At 69.8% G+C, this 16306-nt stretch carries 16 protein-coding genes; 4 read left to right on the plus strand and 12 right to left on the minus strand.

What is annotated here, in order from left to right; translation table 11 throughout:
* Positions 1–15: 15 nt before the first annotated feature.
* The 6 genes from B7K21_RS08630 to typA all read right to left on the minus strand — a co-directional run bounded on the left by B7K21_RS08630 (position 16) and on the right by typA (position 7510).
* Positions 16–1311 (minus strand): citrate synthase, encoded by a 1296-nt coding sequence (locus tag B7K21_RS08630; protein ID WP_084075043.1) that lies wholly within the window; start codon positions 1309–1311, stop codon positions 16–18.
* 79 nt (positions 1312–1390) lie between these two features.
* Positions 1391–2512, minus strand: a complete 1122-nt coding sequence (gene dapC / locus B7K21_RS08635; protein ID WP_084075044.1) for a succinyldiaminopimelate transaminase — start codon at positions 2510–2512, stop codon at positions 1391–1393.
* 3 nt (positions 2513–2515) lie between these two features.
* Positions 2516–2833 (minus strand): ferredoxin, encoded by a 318-nt coding sequence (gene fdxA, locus B7K21_RS08640; protein WP_084075045.1) that lies wholly within the window; start codon positions 2831–2833, stop codon positions 2516–2518.
* Between the two features lie 128 nt (positions 2834–2961).
* The gene (locus tag B7K21_RS08645) at positions 2962–5019 is read right to left on the minus strand and encodes a VanW family protein (protein WP_144016149.1); all 2058 of its coding nucleotides are present in this window, start codon (positions 5017–5019) and stop codon (positions 2962–2964) included.
* A 172-nt stretch (positions 5020–5191) separates the two neighbouring features.
* Positions 5192–5545 carry a hypothetical protein gene (locus B7K21_RS08650; protein ID WP_084075047.1) on the minus strand — a complete coding sequence of 118 codons (354 nt, stop codon included), beginning with the start codon at positions 5543–5545 and terminating at the stop codon, positions 5192–5194.
* A gap of 63 nt (positions 5546–5608) precedes the next feature.
* Positions 5609–7510, minus strand: a complete 1902-nt coding sequence (gene typA, locus B7K21_RS08655; RefSeq protein ID WP_084075048.1) for a translational GTPase TypA — start codon at positions 7508–7510, stop codon at positions 5609–5611.
* Positions 7511–7616: 106 nt separating this feature from the next.
* Here typA and B7K21_RS08660 point away from each other — a divergent pair, with 106 nt between their 5' ends.
* Positions 7617–7979 (plus strand): DUF952 domain-containing protein, encoded by a 363-nt coding sequence (locus tag B7K21_RS08660; protein WP_084075049.1) that lies wholly within the window; start codon positions 7617–7619, stop codon positions 7977–7979.
* A 28-nt stretch (positions 7980–8007) separates the two neighbouring features.
* Here B7K21_RS08660 and B7K21_RS08665 read toward each other — a convergent pair whose 3' ends face one another.
* Positions 8008–9078, minus strand: a complete 1071-nt coding sequence (locus tag B7K21_RS08665; protein ID WP_084075050.1) for a DMT family transporter — start codon at positions 9076–9078, stop codon at positions 8008–8010.
* A 38-nt stretch (positions 9079–9116) separates the two neighbouring features.
* On the opposite strand from B7K21_RS08665, the gene B7K21_RS08670 reads away from it, so the two are divergent.
* Positions 9117–9647 carry an ABATE domain-containing protein gene (locus B7K21_RS08670; RefSeq protein WP_084075051.1) on the plus strand — a complete coding sequence of 177 codons (531 nt, stop codon included), beginning with the start codon at positions 9117–9119 and terminating at the stop codon, positions 9645–9647.
* Positions 9648–9689: 42 nt separating this feature from the next.
* Here the strand turns inward: B7K21_RS08670 and B7K21_RS08675 are convergent, their stop codons facing one another.
* Positions 9690–11126 carry a helix-turn-helix transcriptional regulator gene (locus B7K21_RS08675; RefSeq protein WP_084075052.1) on the minus strand — a complete coding sequence of 479 codons (1437 nt, stop codon included), beginning with the start codon at positions 11124–11126 and terminating at the stop codon, positions 9690–9692.
* 121 nt (positions 11127–11247) lie between these two features.
* Between B7K21_RS08675 and B7K21_RS08680 the strand changes: the two genes are divergently transcribed.
* Positions 11248–13110 carry a phosphoenolpyruvate carboxykinase (GTP) gene (locus B7K21_RS08680; RefSeq protein WP_084075053.1) on the plus strand — a complete coding sequence of 621 codons (1863 nt, stop codon included), beginning with the start codon at positions 11248–11250 and terminating at the stop codon, positions 13108–13110.
* Positions 13111–13313: 203 nt separating this feature from the next.
* On the opposite strand, the gene B7K21_RS08685 is transcribed toward B7K21_RS08680, so the two are convergent.
* The 3 genes from B7K21_RS08685 to B7K21_RS08695 all read right to left on the minus strand — a co-directional run bounded on the left by B7K21_RS08685 (position 13314) and on the right by B7K21_RS08695 (position 14429).
* Entirely contained in the window at positions 13314–13655 is a 342-nt protein-coding gene (locus B7K21_RS08685) for a YciI family protein (protein WP_084075054.1), read from the minus strand.
* Between the two features lie 37 nt (positions 13656–13692).
* A complete protein-coding gene (locus B7K21_RS08690; protein WP_084075461.1) occupies positions 13693–14055 on the minus strand; it encodes a Rid family hydrolase in 363 nt (120 codons plus the stop codon).
* A 68-nt stretch (positions 14056–14123) separates the two neighbouring features.
* On the minus strand, positions 14124–14429 hold the full coding sequence (locus tag B7K21_RS08695) for a TfoX/Sxy family protein (RefSeq protein ID WP_084075055.1): 306 nt from the start codon (positions 14427–14429) through the stop codon (positions 14124–14126).
* Positions 14430–14511: 82 nt separating this feature from the next.
* Between B7K21_RS08695 and B7K21_RS08700 the strand changes: the two genes are divergently transcribed.
* On the plus strand, positions 14512–15420 hold the full coding sequence (locus tag B7K21_RS08700; RefSeq protein ID WP_084075056.1) for a pseudouridine synthase: 909 nt from the start codon (positions 14512–14514) through the stop codon (positions 15418–15420).
* A 37-nt stretch (positions 15421–15457) separates the two neighbouring features.
* Here the strand turns inward: B7K21_RS08700 and B7K21_RS08705 are convergent, their stop codons facing one another.
* A complete protein-coding gene (locus B7K21_RS08705; RefSeq protein WP_084075057.1) occupies positions 15458–16018 on the minus strand; it encodes a hypothetical protein in 561 nt (186 codons plus the stop codon).
* Positions 16019–16306 lie beyond the last annotated feature (288 nt).

The following is a 16306-nucleotide window of genomic DNA, read 5'->3' on the forward strand; positions in this document are numbered from 1 at the left end:
AAGCAGTGACGGGAATCAGCCCTCGCGCGTGGAGATGTCCTCGTAGTCGCGCTCGACGACGCCCGTGTAGATCTGGCGCGGGCGGCCGATCTTGGTCGCCGGGTCCACCATCATCTCGCGGTAGTGCGCGATCCAGCCTGGCATGCGTCCGAGCGCGAACAGCGGCGTGAACATGGTGTGAGGGAAGCCGATCGCCGAGTAGAGCAGGCCCGTGTAGAAGTCGACGTTCGGGTAGAGCTTGCGCTCGATGAAGTACTCGTCGCTGAGCGCGATCTCCTCGAGGCGCTTGGCCATGTCGAAGGTCTCGTTGTCACCGCCGAGCTTCTCGAGCACGCGGTCGGCGACGCCCTTCACGACGGCGCCGCGCGGGTCGTACGACTTGTAGACGCGGTGGCCGAAGCCCATGAGGCGCGCACCCTCGGCCTTGTCCTTGACCTTCGCGACGAACTGCTCGACGGTGTCACCCGTCTCCTTGATCTGATCGAACATGCGCAGCGCGGCCTCGTTGGCACCGCCGTGCAGCGGCCCGGACAGCGCTGTCACACCGGCGGCCACCGAGGCGTAGATGTTGGCCTGGCTCGAGCCGACGATGCGCACCGTGGACGTCGAGCAGTTCTGCTCGTGGTCCGCGTGCAGGATCAGCAGCAGGTCCACGGCACGGCGCACCTCCGGGTCGATGTCGACCTCGCCGGTGCCGTCCGAGAACGCGATGCGCAGGAACTCGCCGACGTAGTCGCCTCCGCGGCGGGGCTCGATGAGATCGCCGCCGCGGCCGCGGCGCTGGAGGTACGCGATGACCGTGGCGGTCTTCGCGAGCAGCTGCACGGTCGCGAGCTCGGTCTCGTACTCGCCGCGCCCCACCGACTCGGGATAGAACGTGCTGAGCGCGCTCAGCGCACCGGACAGCACGGCCATGGGGTGCGCGTCGCGCGGGAAAGCGTTGAGGAACGCCTTCATGCCCTCGTGGAGGTGCATGTGGCGCGAGACTCGGTTGGTCAGCGCTGCGAGCTGGTCCTCTGTGGGCAGGTTCCCATGGATCAGCAGGTGCGCGACCTCGAGGAACGTGGAGTGCTCCGCGAGCTGCTCGATGGGGTAGCCGCGGTAGCGCAGGATGCCCGCGTCGCCGTCGATGTACGTGATGGAGCTGGAGCACGACGCGGTGTTCATGAAGCCGGGGTCGACCGTGACGAGGCCCGTGTCCTTCATCAGGGTGGGGATGGCGATGCCGTCGTTGCCGACGGAGGCGCGCTCGATTCCCAGGTCGCGCGTCACTCCGTCTACCGTCAGCTTCGCTTCCTCGACGTGGACCATGCGGCTCCCTCCCGACGGCGCGGCTGCGCCATCGTCTCGGTGGGGCTGCTCTGCCCCTGGTGTTCGCTTGACGGCCAGTTTACCCACCGTTTGCGAGGCGGTGAACCGCGGCCGCGACCCTCTCGTCGGTCGCAGTCAGCGCGACGCGCACATGACGCCGCGCGGCCTCACCGTAGAACGCCCCCGGCGCCACCACGATGCCCCGCTCAGCGAGGAAGGCCAGGCTATCCCAGCAGTCCTCGTCGCGGGAAGACCACAGGTACAGGCCCGCGTCCGAGGCGTCGATGTGGAAGCCCGCAGCCTCGAGGGCCGGCCGCAACGCATCCCTGCGCGCACGGTAGACCTCCCGCTGGGCGTCCACGTGCGCGTCATCAGCGAGCGCCGCCGCCATCGCCGCCTGCACGGGGCCCGGCATGATCAGTCCCGCGTGCTTGCGCACCTCGACCAGCGGCGCGATCAGCGCGGGATCGCCCGCGACGAACGCTGCCCGGTAGCCGGCGAGGTTCGACTGCTTCGACAGCGAGTAGACCGACAGCAGCCCCTCGTGGCTGCCACCGCACACCTCGGGATCCAGGATCGAGGGCACTCCCGCGCTCGCGTACGGCTCGCTCCACGCGAGCTCCGCGTAGCACTCGTCCGAGGCGACCACGGCGCCGATCGCGCGTGCCGCCTCCACGATCTCGCGCAGCTGCTCGCGCGAGGCCACCGCGCCGGTCGGGTTGGACGGCGAGTTCACCCACACCAGCCGGACCGACGCGTCCCCCTCCCACTCGGCCACGGCGTCGGCCGGGCGCGGGGTCGCCCCTGCGAGGCGGGCGCCGACGTCATACGTGGGGTACGCGGCTGCGGGGTGCACGACGGTGTCGCCCTCGCCCAGCCCCAGAAGGGCGGGCAGCAGCGCGACGAGCTCCTTGGACCCGACGGTCGGTAGGACCGCGGCGGGATCCACGTCAGGCACGCCACGGCGTCGGGCATACCAGGCCGCCACGGCCTCCCTCAGCGAGGCGGGCCCCCAGGTCGTCGGATAGCCGGGCGAGTCCGCAGCGGCGATGAGCGCCTCCCGGACGACCGCGGGCGTGGGATCGACGGGCGTGCCGACCGAGAGGTCAACCACCCCGTCGGGGTGCTCGGCCGCGCGCTCGCGATACGGCACGAGCGAATCCCACGGGAAGTCAGGCAGCGCGCCCGGGAACAGCCCCATCGGTCAGTTCTGCGGCGGCAGCGCCTTGATGATGTCGTGATCGTGAGCGATCTGACCCATCTTCGCGGCGCCTCCCGGCGAGCCGATCTCGGAGAAGAACTCCACGTTCGCGGTGTAGTACTCGGACCACTTGTCGGGGACGTCGTCCTCGTAGTAGATCGCCTCCACCGGGCACACCGGCTCGCAGGCGCCGCAGTCGACGCACTCGTCCGGGTGGATGTACAGCGACCGCTCGCCCTCGTAGATGCAGTCCACGGGACACTCGTCGATGCAGGCCTTGTCCTTGACATCCACACACGGCAAGGCGATGACATACGTCACGGCGAGGCTCCTCCCTAGGGGCTTGAAGGTCACTCGCATCATACCGCCGGGATGGGGCCCGGAAAGCCCTGGTGCCCCCGCCCGTATCAGCGGTCCTGCGGGCTACTCGGGCCTGCCCGACGCTGGTCTCAGCCGTCCTCAGACACGCACTTGATCGCGTTGTCAGCCTTGTACGTCCAGCGGAAGCTCTCATCCTTCACCTGCTCGCCCTCCAGGAACACCTGGCGGTAGTTGGTGATCGTGAAGCCCGGCTGGCCGGGCCCCTTCGCCTCACAGTTCGCGGCCGTCACCTCAGTCACGCCCGGCTGCCGATAGTTCGTCCTGTCCGAGGCCTGGGTCTCGACCGTGTAGTACGGCGTGGACCACAGGTCGACGTGCAGGCGCCCGTTCTCGACGTAGCTGTTGAAGATCACCGCGTACGGAGTGTCGTTCGTGAACTCGACGTTGATCTGGTCCCCGTACAGCGTGGACTCGCGTCCCGCCGGATAGCGAGGGAACCACACGCTGTGGGGACGGAAGCGCTCGATGTCGTAGCCCGCGAAGTACGCCGCGTTGTACGTGGTCGTCGCCATCTGCGACAGGCCACCGCCGATGCCCTGGGTCAGCACGCCGTCCACGATCACATGCGCATCGGCGTAGCCCTCCTCGACCGTGATCGGCGACAGCGTCTTGTAGAGGTCGAACTGACCGCCCGGCGCGAGCACCGTGCCCGCGATGTCCGCGGCCGCGGTCGTGAGGTTGCGCGTGCGGATGTACTCGTTCGTGAGCGGCGTGTCGAACGACGAGATGATCGTGCGGAAGTCTTCGGCGCCAGCCGGCATCACGGGCTCGGCGACCGTGAACGGAATCTCTGCGGAGTGGTCACCCGTCGCGGCATCCGCGACCGCGTCTCCCAGTGCTTCCCCGTCGACCACCGTGCCCGGCTCGCCGTCGTCGATGACGATCTGGTGGGCCGCGTCGAACGACACCGTCCCTGGCTTGGACTCCACGACCAGCTCAGGGTGGTCCGCCATCAACGTCGCGGCGAGCTCCACGCCATCGAGGCTCAGCTCATAGGCCCCGGCGACCACCGACACCGAGGCGGCATCCGCGATCTGCTCCCCGGAGATCTCATACTCGCCGACCTCTGCGGTGACGGTCGTGGAACTCGCGAACGCCCCAGCATTGAGCTCATCCGCGAACGCCTGCGCATCATCCACCGTCAGCTCAGGCGACTCGTGCGAGACCGGCAGGGCGATCTCGCCCGCGGGCCACGCGGCGAGGATGGCGTCACGCGCCGAGGTCGGGTCCACCACCGTGGACATCGCACCCTCATGCGCCACCGCAGCCCCGTCCTTGACGGTCACGCGCGCATCCGTGGCCTCGCGGCTCAGCACCGTCGCGGCGTCGCGCGTCGCCGTGTCGAGCGCGACGTCCGCCACTTCCAGCACCGGCTCGATCTCGTCGATGCCGACGATGTGGTCCCACAGTCGCAGCGGGCTGAGCGTGAAACCGGTGACCTGGGCCACCGTCGCCTCCGCGTCCACCTGCAGACCCAGGTCATCGGGGTACACCACCTGCGAGGCAAGACCTGCGCTCAACGCCACCGCATTCGCGTTCGCGTCGTCCGCCACGGGATCGAGCGCCTCAAGTGCCTCAGATGACGACATGCCTCCCACGGCGACGCCGAGCGCCTCACCGCCGCGCGGCACCAGATCCGCGAGCAGCGATGCCGCCGCCACGTAGGCGAGGCCCAGGATCACGAGCACGAGCACCAGGACCCGGCCGACGCGCGAAGACCTTTCAGGCTCCGGCGCAGGGCGGTTCGTGAGGAACTCGGGCAACGGCTCCTCGTCGGGGCGTCCGAGCTCCGCGTAGCGGCTCTCGGCAGGCTCGGGCTCCGGTTCGGGTTCGGCTTCCGGCTCCGGTTCGGGTTCGGCTTCCGGTTCCGGTTCGGGCTCAGGCTCCGGTTCAGGCTCCGTATCCGGCTCCGCCTCGTCATCGACGCCCTCGACGCCCTCGACGCCCTCGACGTCCTCGACGTCCTCGACGTCCTCGACGTCCTCGACGTCAGGCTCGACGACCGCAACCGCATCCGTCTCGAGCCCTGCGTCGAACGGGACGACGACCGCGCCGTCATCCTCGCGTGCGGCACCGGTGTCAGGCGTCGCCTCGGCGGGGCGTTTCACCGGCGCGACGGGGGGCATCGCCATAGTGCGCGGCGCGCGCCGGGGCCTCGCGACCGGGCTCGAGCCAGCGTCGGGCGTGTCCCCTCCGGACGTTGCGGGAGCGGCCGCGCTGGCCCGCAGCCTGCGATGGGATACGGACCTGCGACGTGCGGCGAGCTCCGCCTGAGCGATCTCGCGCTCGAGCCTGCGCCTACGCGACATCGTGGCTTCCCACGAGGACCTTGGCGGGGATCACCGCCGCGAGCACGACCGCTCCCGCAGCGCCGACCAGATACGTCCAGCCGAGCGCGTCCTCGACGAGCAGCAGCCCGCCGCCCGGCCCCTCCTGGGCGAACACGGATACCGCGATCGCGAGGCCCGCCGTGAAGACCCCCAGGGCCGGCCAGCTGGACCACGCGCGGACGAAGACCGCCGCCACCAGGGTCAGCACCAGGACGGCAACGAGCCCGAACCACGGGTAGGCACGATGCGCCAGCACGCCGACGAGCCCGACCACGCCGCCCAGGGCGAGCACCGCGAGCAGGCCGAGGATGCGCTGAGTCATGGCGTCCACTCTACGGTCGATGCCTGGTGGGTCCGTTCGCCCTGTGGAGCGAGTCGCGAGGCGTCAGGCGTTCTGGCGCTTGGCGCGCGAGGCCTCACGGCCGCGCACCGTCTGGTCCAGGATCACCTTGCGGATGCGGACGTTCTCCGGCGTCACCTCGACGCACTCGTCCTCACGGGCGAACTCGAGGCACTCCTCGAGGGTCAGACGGCGCGGCGGGGCGAGACGCTCGAGCTCCTCACCGGTCGAGGACCGGATGTTGTTGAGCTTCTTCTCCTTGGCGATGTTGACGTCCATGTCCTCGTTGCGGTTGTTCTCGCCGACGACCATGCCCTCGTACGCCTCCTCCGTGGGGCCCACGAAGAAGGTGCCGCGGTCCTGCAGCGCCATGAGCGCGTTCGAGGTGACGGCACCCGAGCGGTCCGCGACGAGCGAGCCGTTGGTGCGGTACTCGATCAGACCGGCCCACGGCTCGTAGCCCGCCGCGATCGATGAGGCGATGCCCGTGCCGCGCGTGTCGGTGAGGAACGTCGAGCGGAAGCCGATGAGGCCGCGCGCGGGAACCATGAACTCCATGCGGACCCAGCCGGTGCCGTGGTTCGACATGGACTCCATGCGGCCCTTGCGCGAGGCCATGAGCTGCGTGACGGCGCCCAGGTGCTCCTCGGGCACGTCGATCGTCATGTGCTCCATGGGCTCGTGGACCTTGCCGTCGATCTCCTTGGTGACGACCTGCGGCTTGCCGACGGTGAGCTCGAAGCCCTCGCGGCGCATCTGCTCGACGAGGATCGCGAGCGCGAGCTCGCCGCGGCCCTGCACCTCCCACGCGTCCGGACGCTCGGTGGGCAGCACGCGGATGGAGACGTTTCCGATGATCTCCTTGTCGAGGCGGTCCTTGACCTGGCGCGCGGTGACCTTGGCGCCTTTGACGCGACCGGCGAGCGGCGAGGTGTTGATTCCGATGGTCATCGAGATCGCCGGGTCGTCCACCGTGATGAGCGGCAGGGGGCGCGGGTCCTCGAGGTCCGTGATCGTCTCGCCGATCGTGATGTCCTCGATGCCCGCGATCGCGACGATGTCGCCCGCGAAGGCCTTCTCGGCGGGGACGCGCTCAAGGCCCTTGGTCTCGAGCAGCTCGGTGATCTTCACCTGCTTGAGGGTGCCGTCCTGGCGGGCCCACGCGACCTGCTGGCCCTTGCGGATCTCACCGTTGTAGACGCGCAGCAGCGCGAGGCGTCCGAGGAAGGGAGAGGCATCCAGGTTGGTGACGTGCGCCTGCAGGGGGGCGCCATCCTCGTAGGACGGCGCGGGGATGCGCTCCATGATGACCTTGAACAGCGGCTCGACCGAGTCGCCCTCGGGGAGCGAGCCGTCGGCGGGCTGCGTCAGCGAGGCGATGCCTGCCTTCGCGGAGGCGAAGACCACGGGGACCTCGAGCAGCGCGTCCACGTCGAGGTCGGGAACCTCGTCCTCGAGGTCGGAGGCGAGGCCCAGCAGCAGGTCGTGGGTCTCCTCGACGACCTCGTCGATGCGGGAGTCGGGGCGGTCGACCTTGTTGACGACGATGATGACCGGAAGCTTCGCGGCGAGCGCCTTGCGCAGCACGAAGCGAGTCTGCGGGAGCGGACCCTCCGAAGCGTCGACGAGGAGCACGACGCCGTCCACCATGGACAGCCCGCGCTCGACCTCGCCGCCGAAGTCCGCGTGACCAGGGGTGTCGATCACGTTGATCGTCGCGCCGCCCTCGGGGGCCGCCTCACCGGTGTAGCGGATGGCGGTGTTCTTCGCGAGGATCGTGATGCCCTTCTCGCGCTCCAGGTCGCCGGAGTCCATGGCGCGGTCCTCGACGTGGGCGTGGTCGCCGTAGGCGCCGCCCTGGACGAGCATGGCGTCCACGAGGGTGGTCTTGCCGTGGTCGACGTGGGCGACGATCGCGACGTTGCGCAGGTCTGAGCGCAGGGGCATGCGAGAACTCGTTTCGTAAGGGAGGGAGCCGGTCCCTCCCTGGGCCGACATTCCATTCTAGCGGCAGGAGAGCCGAACACGCCCGACGCGGTGGCAGGCTGGGTGCATGGACATCATTCACCTTGCGCTCGCATCAGACTGGGACGCGGCGCTTGCCGCCGGGGAGTACCGGATCTCCGGGCGCGGCATGACCCTCGAGTCCGAAGGCTTCATCCACTGCTCCACCTGGATGCAGTTGCCGGGCACTGCGAAGCGCTTCTACTCCGATGTCGCCGAGCCACTCGTGGCGCTCGTGATGGACGAGGACACGGTGCGCGCTGCCGGTACTGAGGTGCGCTACGAGGGCGACGACGAACTCTTCCCTCACATCTACGGACCGATCGACACCGCGTGGGTCACGCCGCGCGCCGCCCGCATCGACAAGGGCTGGCTGACGTTCGGCGAGCCCGACGAGCCACTCGAGGTCTGAACCTTGCCCGCCCGACGCTCTGGCCGGGTCAGGCGCCGATCGTGTGCGGGCTGTCGGTCGTCTGGCCTGCGTCCGTCGCGACGGCCGGGTCGGCTCCGAGCGCCTCGGCGACGAGCTGCTCGCCGACGCTCGGCTCGAGCACCGGCGCCTCGGCCGCGACGGGCGGGACGACGTCGCGCTCGCCGAGCTTGACGACCACGACGCCGGCGAGCACGAGGGCGGCGCCGCCGATCTGCATCGGGCCGGGGGCCTGTCCCAGCAGGAACCATGCGAAGAGGGTCGCGGCGAGCACCTCGCTGAGCGCGATGAAGCTTGCGAGGCGTGCGCCGAGGCGGCGCGTCGCTGCGATGCCGGTCACGTAGCTGACGCCTGCGGTGATGACTCCCAGCGCGGCGAGCACGGCCCACACGGGAGCGTCGAACGGGATGAAGTCGACGGTTCCCATCGCAAGCTCGACCGGGAGCACGCCGGTCGCGGCGGCGATTCCGAGCCCGACGACCGCGACCAGCAGGCCGCCCGCGGCGAGCGTGATCGGGGGCAGCCCGGTGCCGGTGTCTCCGGAGATCACGAAGTACACCGAGGCGCCGATCATCGCGCCGAGCGCCCACGCGATGCCGCTCGCGCTGACGATGCCGCCGCCGAGCACGTCGAGCAGGAGCACGAGTCCCATCGCCGCGAGCGCGGCGCCGGCGACCGTGGCGCGCGCGGGGCGGTGCCCGTGGCGCAGCCACATCCACAGCACCACCGCGACGGGTGCGAGGTACTCGATGAGCAGGGCGACGCTGACGTCGAGCGTGCCGACCGCCATGAAGTAGCACAGCTGAGCTCCGACGACGGCGAAGGCGCCGTAGGCGAGGATCGTCCGCGCACCTCGACGCAGCGCACCCCAGTCGCCGCGCAGCGCGACGATGCCGGGTACGAGCAGCACTGCGGCCGCGATGCTCACGCGCACGAGGGTCGCGGCCCCGGCGGTCCATCCGAGATCCATGAGCCCGCGCGCGAGCGGGCCGGACATCCCGAAGGACCCTGCGGAGACGATCGCGAGGCCCACGCCGGAGGCGACGCGCCCCACCGGCGCGTCATGAGTCAACGTCTGCATGACTCCTGACACTAGACCTTGGATGGTAATGTGTCAAAGTGCCTTTCACTCCTGACACGATCGCGGCCCTCGAGTCCGCCGTGTTCCTCGCGAACTCGTGGCTCGAGCCTGACACGCTGACGACCTTCGACGACCTCGACACGTTCTTCGACGCGCACGAATACACCGGGGATCGCCCCACCGCAGCCGACCTGGAGCAGGTCCGCGAAATCCGCCCCCGCCTGCACGCGCTGTTCAAGGCCACACGGGACGGCGCGGTCCCGCTCGTGAACGGGATCCTCGCCGAGCAGGGCGCCCTCCCCCGGCTCGTACGTCACGGAGATGTCGACTGGCACATCCACGCCACCACGGACGACCGCCCGCTCGCGGAGCGCATCCTCGTGGAGACCGCGATGGCGATGACGGACGTCATCCGCGCGGACGAGATGAGCCGCTTCGACCGCTGCGAGATGGACGACTGTGACGGCGTGGTGCTCGACCTCTCGCGCAACCGCTCCCGCAAGTACTGCTCCACGACCTGCACCAACCGCGCCGCCCAGGCCGCGTTCCGCGCACGCCAGAGCGACTGACGCGCGACCACTGACCCGGCCGCCGCGTCGGGCCGGCGCGACTCAGCCCTCGTCGTCGACGTGGCTGGCGAGGAACTCGTACAGCTCCCGGTCGTCCACTCCCGGATAGGTGCCGTGAGGCAGCGGCGAGAAGGTGTGCGTATGCACCCGGGCGCTCGCCCAGGCCCGCCCCTCCCACCGCGCGGCATGCTCCGCATCGGGCGCGCGGCAGCAGCTGAGCTCAGGGCAGCGCGACACCGCGCGCTCCGAGGTCTCTCGCCCGCGGAACCACCGCGACTCCGCATACGGCACGCCGAGCGTGATCGAGTAGTCGCCGAGCGGGCCCGTGCCGGTCTGCGTCGACTCGAAGAACGTGCCGACCGGGGTGTCCGTGTACTGGTAGTACTCCGTGGTGCGCGTGGTCCGGGCGAATGCACGGCGCGCGCTCCAGTGCCGGCACACGATCTCGCCCTCCGTGGACCCCGTGACGTCCACCGGCAGCGGCAGGTCGTCGTTCTCGTAGACCTTCTCCACGGCGCCGTCGCCCGTGACGCGCACGAAGTGCAGGCGGATGCCGAGGTGCGACGTCGCAAGGTTCGTGAACCGCAGCGCCGCCGCCTCGTGAGTGACGCCGAATGCGTCGCGGAAGTCCTCGATGGCAATGCGCCGCTCCTCCTTGGCGCGCTGCAGGAACTGCACCGACGGCCCGCGCGGCATGAGGCACGCGGCCGCGTAGTAGCTCGCCTCGAGCCGCTGTCGCAGGAAGTCGGCATAGTCGACCGGCGCCCGATGCTCCAGCACCACGTGCGCCATCGCCTGCAGGGCGAGCGACCGCAGGCCGTGCCCGCCGGGAATCGAGGCGGGCGGGATGTAGATGCGGCCCCGGTCGGGATCGAGGACGGCACGCGCCGAGTGCGGCAGATCGTCCACGTGCACGATCTCCAGGCCGAGTCGCTCCGCCATCTCCGCGACCGACCGGTGCGTCAGCGCACCACCAACATGCCCGACGCTGGCCACCGCCTCGTCGGCGATCGCCTCGATCTCGGGCAGGTAGTTGTCGACCTCCCGCATCGCCCGACGCTGGCGCGTGTTGGCACGGCGGGCGGCCTCCGGGGTGGCGATGGCCTGACGCGCGCGGCGGTCCAGCTCGCGATGCAGCCCCACGAGGGTGCGCAGCGTGTCGTCGGGCATCGACTTGGCGGCCCGCAGCGACGGCAGGCCCAGCTCGCGGTACGCGGGGCTCGCCTGCGCACGCTCGAGCTCGATCTCCAGCGCCGAGCGCTCGTCCGGCGGCGACGAGTCCAGCAGATCCGAGACCTCCACACCCAGCCTGCGCGCGATGTCTCCCAGCTGGCTCAGGCGCGGCTCGCGCCTGCCGTTCTCGATGAGGGACAGCTGGCTCGCCGCGAGTCCGACGTCGCCACCCAGCTGGTCGAGAGTGAGCCCGGCCGCGGTGCGATAGTGCCGCACCCGGCGACCGAGGGTTGCAAGATCAGCCATGACTTCACCATACAGAAACTTCACGAGAACTTACGCGCAGAAATCGTCGCCAGATGATCGGAACGATGCCTATCGTCGAACCAGGAAGCAAGAATCGCGCAAAGTACCGAGGGAGTCCCCCATGACCGCCACCGCGCACTCCACCCTCGCCACGGCGAGCGCCCCCCTGCACGCCGACCGTCGCGTCGTCGCGTGGGTCGAGGAGATCGCCGCGCTGACCCGCCCGGATCGCGTCGTCTGGTGCGACGGCTCGCAGGCGGAGCTTCAGGGACTCATGAACCGACTGGTCGCCGACGGCACTGCCATCCGGCTCGACTCGCGCAAGCGCCCCGACAGCTACCTCGTGCGCTCCGACCCCTCTGACGTGGCCCGTGTCGAGTCGCGCACCTTCATCTGCTCCGACCGCGAGGAGGACGCCGGCCCCACGAATAACTGGGCGGAGCCGCGCGAGATGCGCGAGACGCTCACCGCGCTCATGGACGGCGTCATGCGCGGCCGCACCATGTACGTCGTGCCGTTCTCCATGGGCCCCGTCGGCAGCCCGCTCGCGCGCCTGGGTGTGCAGGTCACCGACTCGCCCTACGTGGTCGCGAGCATGCGCACCATGACCCGCATGGGCGACGCGGCGCTCAAGCAGATCGGCCCCGGCACGCACTGGGTCCCGGCCGTGCACTCTGTCGGAGCGCCGCTGTCGCTCGGCCAGAAGGACGTGCCCTGGCCCTGCAACGAGACCAAGTACATCTGCCACTTCCCCGAGACGCGCGAGATCTGGTCCTTCGGATCCGCGTACGGCGGCAACGCGATCCTCGCCAAGAAGGCCTTCGCCCTGCGCATCGCCTCGGTCATCGCCCGCGACGAGGGGTGGCTCGCCGAGCACATGCTGCTGCTCAAGGTCACCGACCCCCAGGGGCGCGTGTTCCACGTCGGCGCGGCCTTCCCCTCCGCATGTGGCAAGACCAACTTCGCGATGCTCGCCCCGACGCTGCCGGACTGGAAGGTCGAGACCATCGGCGACGACATCGCGTGGATCGCACCCGGCCCCGATGGGCGGCTGCGCGCCATCAACCCCGAGGCGGGCTTCTTCGGCGTCGCGCCCGGCACCGGCGAGAGCACCAACCTCACCGCCGTGAAGACGCTGTGGGGCAACACGGTCTTCACCAACGTGGCGCTCACGGACGACCGCGACGTCTGGTGGGAGGGCCTCACCGACGAGGTGCCCGAGCACCTCACCGACTGGACGGGCGAGGACTGGACCCCCGCGTCGGGCAGGCCCGCGGCCCACCCGAACGCGCGCTTCACCGTCGCCGCCGCCCAGTGCCCCACGATCTCCGACGACTGGGAGGACCCGGAAGGCGTGGTGCTCGACGCCATCATCTTCGGAGGACGGCGCGCCACCAACGTGCCGCTCGTGACGGAGGCCCGCGACTGGGAGCACGGCGTGTTCATGGGCGCGACGATCTCTTCCGAGCAGACGGCCGCGGCCGAGGGCACCGTGGGGCAGCTGCGCCGCGACCCCTTCGCGATGCTGCCGTTCTGCGGCTACCACATGGCCGACTACTGGCAGCACTGGCTCGACGTCGGCGCCGCGGTGCGCAAGGCGGGCCAGCGGCCCCCCGCCGTGTTCCAGGTCAATTGGTTCCGCAAGGGCGCCGACGGGAAGTTTCTGTGGCCAGGATTCGGCGACAACATCCGCGTGCTCGCCTGGATACTGGGCCGCCTCAGCGGCGAGGCCGACGGGGTGACCTCCCCCGTCGGCACGCTGCCAGCGCCCGGCGCCATCGACCTCGACGGCGCAGGCGTCTCCGAGTCCCAGTACGCCGAACTCATGCGGGTCGACGCCCGCTCACATCTCACCGAGTCCGAGGACGCCGCGCGCTACCTCGAGACCTTCGGAGAGAAGGTCCCCCACGAGATCCATCGCGAGCTGAACACGCTCAGGGAGCGTCTGCGCGGCTCACTCGCGAACGGGGGCGACGCGGCGTAGCAGTCGGGGGTTCGACCTCCGCCGCGCCATCCGACGCCGGCGTCCTCAGCGGGGCGCCGGCGTCGTCGCAGAATCCCGACGCGCGAAGAAGGGCGGTGGCAAAGCGGCCGACGTCGTACGCACTCACGGCGATCAACTCCACCGTGGAGGCGACGATCGCCGATCTGGCGCGGCGCGCTGTCCGCTGAGCCTGTGCTCTGCCCCTACGACTCCGGGTCGTACTGGAACACGCGCAGCTCCTGATCGCATCGGCACGCGATAGCGATCTGCTGCGCCCAGTGCAGTGCCTCGTCGCGCGTAGCGACCTCGACGATCGTGAAGCCACCCCACAGGTGAGCCGTCTGCGGGTACGCGCCGTCGATGACGATGCCGTCAGCCTGCACCCGCACGGGCGCTGTGCCCTCGTCCAGCCCTCCCCCGAACACGTACGCACCCGCCGCCTTGATGTCGCGGATCACCTGGTGCGCCGCCTCCGCCACCTGTGGCAGGTCCTCCTCGGGGAACACCATCGCCTCGGAGGGGAACGAGATCATGTACTTGGCCATGGCGCCACTGTAGGCATGCTGCCGTGCCTGGACGATGTCAGCCCCGGAAGGCAGTCGCCTCGATCTCGATCCGCAGCGACGGGTCGATGAGACCGCACTGCTGCATGGTGGCCGCCGGCCTCACCTCGCCGAACCAGCGGCGCAGCACCGGCCAACAGGCTTCGAACTCGGCGACCTCCTGCACCAGGTAGCGCACGCGCACCACCTCCGCCATCGTGAAGCCACCTTCCTCGAGCGCCGCCGCGATCCTCGCGAGCGCCGCATCGGCCTGCGCAGCGATTCCATCGCCCGGCGCCGTGGTGCCGGAGACGAACGCCCAGTCGCCCTGGACCACGGCGCGCGAGTACGCGACCTGCTCTTCCCAGGGTCCGCCGGAGGTGATCAGGGTGCGCGCGCTCATGCGCTCACCGTAAGCGCCTCCAGCCATGATGACCAGAGCCTCAGGACCAGCACTGGACCCCGCCGGCGCTAGCGCTTCTGCTTTGGCGGCGGGAGCGCGGCAGCCGTCTCCGCAACGAGGCGCTGCAACGCCTCGGGGTCCTCAAGCAGATCCGCATCGACGATGGGATGCGGCTTCGCACCCGGATACGGTGCGCCCGTCATGAAGCCGTCGGTCGCGGGCGTCGGCTTGAGATAGACAGTGTCGTCGCACACCAGCCCGACGAACACCTCGTCACAGTAGAAGCCGTACTCGCCGAACATGGCCTTCGCGCGCACATCGAGCGGCGCGAGCTGCTCAAGCAGGTGGTCGATCGTCTGCCGCGAGGTGGCCATGAGGCCACTGTAGGACGCGCCACTGACAGCGGCTCCGTACGATGCTCTGCATGCCCCTCGCGCTGTCGGAGACACGTCGCTGATGCCGCCGCGCTCACCGCTGCCGCAGCGCGACGGGATCGACGCCGCGTGGATCCGCACCCCGAACACCGCGCCCGAGCCCGCGCCGTGGGCGACGATGCGCGAGTTCCTGCTCGAGAGGCTCCCCTCTCATGCTGACGTCGAGGCGCGTCTCGCGGCGGGCGAGTTCGTCGATGCCTCCGGAAGCGCGTGGACCGGCGACGAGCCCTACCGCCCCCATGCGTTCGTGTGGTTCCACCGGGCTGTCGCGCCCGAGGTGCCGGTGCCGTTCTCCATCGACGTGATCGATCGGACCGAGAACATCGTTGTGGTCGATAAGCCCCCCTTCATGGCGACCACGCCCCGGGGAGCGCACGTGCGCGAGACGGCTCTCGTCCGCCTGCGGCTCGCCCTGGATCTCCCCGAGCTCGCTCCCGCGCACCGGCTGGACCGGCTCACGGCGGGCGTCCTCATATTCACCACGCGGCGGGAGGTGCGAGGTGCGTACGCCGGGGTGTTCCAGTCTCGCGACGTCACCAAGACCTACGAGGCGATCGCGCGGTTCGACCCGTCGCTCGAGTTTCCGCGCCGGCTCGTGGGACGCATCGTCAAGGAACAAGGTTCGCTTCAGGCGCGACTCGTGGAGGGCGAGGCGAACGCGGAGACGCTCGTCGAACTGCTCGAGGCGCGCGGGCCGTGGGCGCGCTATCGGCTCACGCCGGTGACGGGCAAGACGCATCAGCTCAGGGTGCAGATGGCCGATGCGGGACTTCCGCTCGTCGGCGACCCGCTCTACCCCGAGGTACTGGAGGTCGAGTCGGCCGATTTCTCCGAGCCGCTTCGCCTCGTGGCACGCCGACTGCGCTTCATCGATCCCCTCGACGGCACCACTCGCGACTACACCAGCTCGCGCTCGCTCGCCTGGCCCTGACACGGGTGGCGCGCTGCGTCACGTCACGGCCTGGAGGTCAGTCGTACGGATCCTCGTAGACGAAGCCGGGCACAGCGTCGGGATTGATCACCAGCACCTCGCCGGGCTGGATCGGTTGCCACCCCGCATGACCGTTGAGATGCGGGATCATCCCCCCGTTGAAGATGCACAGCCTCTCGCCGATGACGCCCTCCACGTCGCCGGGCGCAACCGTGTAGGTGGCGATGCGGCCCTCGTCGTCGTAGCCCACCTCGCCCATCGCGAACTCCCTCGGACCCGTGTCCACGAGGTTCTCGGGAAGGAGGATCTCGGTGATCACCTCACCATCGCGCGTACCGATGAACAGATCGGCGGGAGCCTCACAGCCATCGAGGCTGTCGATCGGGACGGCCTGCCCGTAGCCCAGATCGATGTAGCCGTCTGGAACCCACTCAGAGCTCCCGGGGATCGCCTCTGACTGTGAGGGGGACGGAGTCGCCTCAAGCGTCACCACGGTCCCCACCGGCTCGGACGGCCCCCGGTGGATCGTGCAGCCCGCCACCGCAATGCTCAGCGCCACCGCACCCAGGGCACCCCCCACTCGCTTCACGGGCCGCATCACACAGCCCCTAGCGCCCGCTGCCGCTCCGCGCGGCCTTGCGCGTCTCCTCGGCGATCCGTCTTGTCGGCCACACCGCTCCACCGCCTCGGGCGACTCCTCCACGCAGCTGCCGCAGACGCGATGACCGTGAGCCACATGGTGGCCATCAGGGGCGCAGGCACAAGCGTCATCCGATCAGTCCAGAACACCTCACCCGACTCGTCCCTGTAGATGCAGTCGACCCGGGCGAGCACAGAGGTGAGGGACGCATCGAGGTGTCTGAAAGCAGTTTCCGGGTCCAGACCC

The organism is Demequina sp. NBRC 110052, assembly GCF_002090075.1.
Lineage (GTDB): Bacteria > Actinomycetota > Actinomycetes > Actinomycetales > Demequinaceae > Demequina.

Coding starts and splice junctions, on each gene's coding strand:
- B7K21_RS08630 (WP_084075043.1), bottom strand. CDS start 1,311: ATGGTCCACGTCGAGGAAGCGAAGCTGACGGTAGACGGAGTGACGCGC.
- dapC (WP_084075044.1), bottom strand. CDS start 2,512: ATGGGGCTGTTCCCGGGCGCGCTGCCTGACTTCCCGTGGGATTCGCTC.
- B7K21_RS08645 (WP_144016149.1), bottom strand. CDS start 5,019: ATGCCCCCCGTCGCGCCGGTGAAACGCCCCGCCGAGGCGACGCCTGAC.
- B7K21_RS08650 (WP_084075047.1), bottom strand. CDS start 5,545: ATGACTCAGCGCATCCTCGGCCTGCTCGCGGTGCTCGCCCTGGGCGGC.
- typA (WP_084075048.1), bottom strand. CDS start 7,510: ATGCCCCTGCGCTCAGACCTGCGCAACGTCGCGATCGTCGCCCACGTC.
- B7K21_RS08660 (WP_084075049.1), top strand. CDS start 7,617: ATGGACATCATTCACCTTGCGCTCGCATCAGACTGGGACGCGGCGCTT.
- B7K21_RS08665 (WP_084075050.1), bottom strand. CDS start 9,078: ATGCAGACGTTGACTCATGACGCGCCGGTGGGGCGCGTCGCCTCCGGC.
- B7K21_RS08675 (WP_084075052.1), bottom strand. CDS start 11,126: ATGGCTGATCTTGCAACCCTCGGTCGCCGGGTGCGGCACTATCGCACC.
- B7K21_RS08680 (WP_084075053.1), top strand. CDS start 11,248: ATGACCGCCACCGCGCACTCCACCCTCGCCACGGCGAGCGCCCCCCTG.
- B7K21_RS08685 (WP_084075054.1), bottom strand. CDS start 13,655: ATGGCCAAGTACATGATCTCGTTCCCCTCCGAGGCGATGGTGTTCCCC.
- B7K21_RS08690 (WP_084075461.1), bottom strand. CDS start 14,055: ATGAGCGCGCGCACCCTGATCACCTCCGGCGGACCCTGGGAAGAGCAG.
- B7K21_RS08695 (WP_084075055.1), bottom strand. CDS start 14,429: ATGGCCACCTCGCGGCAGACGATCGACCACCTGCTTGAGCAGCTCGCG.
- B7K21_RS08700 (WP_084075056.1), top strand. CDS start 14,512: ATGCCGCCGCGCTCACCGCTGCCGCAGCGCGACGGGATCGACGCCGCG.
- B7K21_RS08705 (WP_084075057.1), bottom strand. CDS start 16,018: ATGCGGCCCGTGAAGCGAGTGGGGGGTGCCCTGGGTGCGGTGGCGCTG.